The organism is Mumia sp., assembly GCF_028803055.1.
Taxonomy (GTDB): Bacteria; Actinomycetota; Actinomycetes; order Propionibacteriales; family Nocardioidaceae; genus Mumia.
Genome location: NZ_JARBCJ010000280.1, coordinates 1 through 2,792 on the forward strand (window position 1 = coordinate 1; position 2,792 = coordinate 2,792).

Annotated in this window: 1 protein-coding gene; it reads left to right on the plus strand. The window is 67.3% G+C overall.

The window, feature by feature from the left end; genetic code table 11:
- Positions 1-81: 81 nt before the first annotated feature.
- Complete coding sequence (locus tag PV363_RS17015) at positions 82-2,424, plus strand: immune inhibitor A domain-containing protein (RefSeq protein ID WP_301022978.1); 2,343 nt, start codon at positions 82-84, stop codon at positions 2,422-2,424.
- The last annotated feature ends 368 nt before the right edge of the window (positions 2,425-2,792 follow it).

The window sequence follows — 2,792 nt, forward strand, 5'->3', positions numbered from 1 at the left end:
CCGGACCGATCGGTCCGGCTCCGTTGCACGAAGGGGAGAGAAGTCTTGAGACGTCTCAGCACGGCACTCATCACCCTCGGCATGGCGGCCTCTTTCGGGGCCGCCTTCGCGTCACCGGGAACGGCGTCCTCGGCGCCCCCGGTCAACGCGGCCGCCACGACCAGCAAGGACCACGAGCTCCCCAACCCGCTCGAGGACAAGCGACGGGCTCTCCGCGAGGAGGCGATCACCTCGGTCGTCAACGGCGAGGCGAAGCCCGTCACCAAGAACGGCTCCGAGGTCGTCAAGGTCGGGACGTCGTTGTCGCCGGCCGACGCCGCCGCCCAGACCACCGTGCGTGGTCGTGAGGCACTCGCCGACGACGGGGACCACGACCAGTACGTCGAGCTGTCGCAGGAGCGGGCCGACAAGGTCTTCGTGATCCTCGCCGAGTTCGGCGACCAGCGTCACCCGGACTTCCCCGACGACGACTGGTCGCGCTACGGCACGGTCAAGCCGCAACGGTTCGACGGGCCGCAGGTCAACCAGATCCCCGAGCCGGACCGCACCCAGGACAACTCCACGAACTGGCAGCCGGACTACGACCGTCAGCACTACCAGGACATCTACTTCGGTGAGGACCAGGAGTCGGTGAAGACGTACTACGAGGCGCAGTCCTCGGGTCGCTACACCGTCGACGGCACCGTGTCGGACTGGGTGAAGGTCCCCTACAACCAGGCCCGCTACGGTCGCGTCACCGCCAACACGTGGGACCTCATCCGTGACGCGCTCACCGCCTGGGTCGCCGACCAGCAGGCCAAGGGGCGCACCGACGCGCAGATCAAGGCCGACCTGGCGTCGTACGACGTCTACGACCGCTACGACTTCGACGGCGACGGCGACTTCAACGAGCCCGACGGCTACATCGACCACTTCCAGATCGTGCACGCCGGTGGCGACGAGGCCGACGGCGACCCGCTCTATGCGGGAGACGCGATCTGGTCGCACCGCTGGTACGCGTTCCGGACCGACGTCGGCAGCACCGGCCCTCCGCAGAACCGGCTCGGGGGCACCCAGATCGGCTCGACCGGCATCTGGGTCGGCGACTACACGATCCAGCCCGAGAACGGTGGTCTGTCGGTCTTCGTCCACGAGTACGGCCACGACCTGGGTCTGCCCGACGCCTACGACACGACCAGCAAGGGCGACAACTCCAACGAGTACTGGACGCTGATGGCGCAGAGCCGACTCAACGGCGCCGGCGAGCCGCTCGGCACCCGTCCGGGCGACCTCGGCGCGTGGGAGAAGCTCCAGCTCGGCTGGCTCGACTACGAAGCCGTCGCCTCCACGCAGACCAAGCGGCTCGACCTCGGCCCGCAGGAGTGGAACTCCGACAAGGCCCAGGGTGCGGTCGTCGTCCTGCCCAAGAAGCCCGTCGAGGAGAGCAACGGTCCGGCGCCCACCGGCACCAAGCAGTTCTGGTCCGGGTCGGGCAACAACCTGGAGAACGCGATGACCACCGCGATCGACCTGACCGGCAAGACGTCGGCGAGGTTCGATGCGAGGGTGCGCTTCTCCATCGAGAAGGGCTACGACTTCGCGTACTTCCAGGCGTCCACCGACGGCGGGAAGACCTGGACGTCGCTGCCTGGCACGCTCGACGCCAAGCCGTACGGGACGGACACCGACGGCAACCCGGCGCTCGACGGCAACCACCCTGCGTGGGGGCCGGTCACGGTGCCGCTCGATGCGTACGCGGGCCAGAAGATCCTCTTCCGGTCCTCCTACACGACCGACGCCGCGACCGTGGGCTCCGGTCTGTTCCTCGACGAGATCGCGGTGACCGCGGACGGGGCGACCGTCCTGTCCGACGGGGCCGAGAACGGTGCCGGGCCGTGGACGTTCAGGGGCTACAGCATCGTCGGCGCGACCACGACGAGGGAGTACGACAACTACTACGTGATGGGCCACCGGTCCTACGTCGGCTATGACACGTACCTCCAGACCGGCCCGTACAACTTCGGCTTCATGAACACCAAGCCGGACTGGGTCGAGCACTACCGCTACGGCCAGGGGCTGCTCATCTCGTACTGGGACACGTCGATCGCCAACAACAACACGACCGACCACCCCGGCCAGGGCCGCAACCTGCCGATCGACGCCCACCCGGAGCCGATCATCAACATCACCACCGGGGCTCCGTGGCGGGCTCGCATCCAGGTCTACGACGCACCGTTCGGTCTGATCAAGGCCGATTCGATGACGCTGCACACCAACGGCAAGCCCAGCTACATCCGCGCACAACCGGCTCAACCGGTCTTCGACGACACCAAGAAGTACTGGTACGACGAGCTCCCGAGCCACGGCGTCAAGCTGCCTGCGGTGGGCGTGAAGATCAAGGTGCAGAAGCAGGAAGGCACCTCGATGAGGATCAAGATCAACTGATCTCCTCGTCATGAGCACGGAAGGGCCCCGGGGGTGATCCCCCGGGGCCCTCTCCGTCCCCTCTCCGTCCCCGCTCCGAGCCTTGTCCCGTGTGGCCGGAGCACGTGATCGCTCCTAGGTTGGGTGGCAGAGCGGGCGTCGTCTCCCCGGGTGATCACCCATCACGTCGCGGGGACCGCGCGGGCTCGGCGGGCCCAACGGGGCGGCGGCGGTTCAACAAGGGGGGGGACGTCATGTGACGTCAGACCACCCCACGCCAAACCCCCCGCCCGGCGGGCCCGCACTGGATTGGAACCGCGTTAGCATTACATCAATCCAGTCTGTGTTGCGTCGTGCAACGCCTATTCCGGGTTACTTGTCCCTTTCTG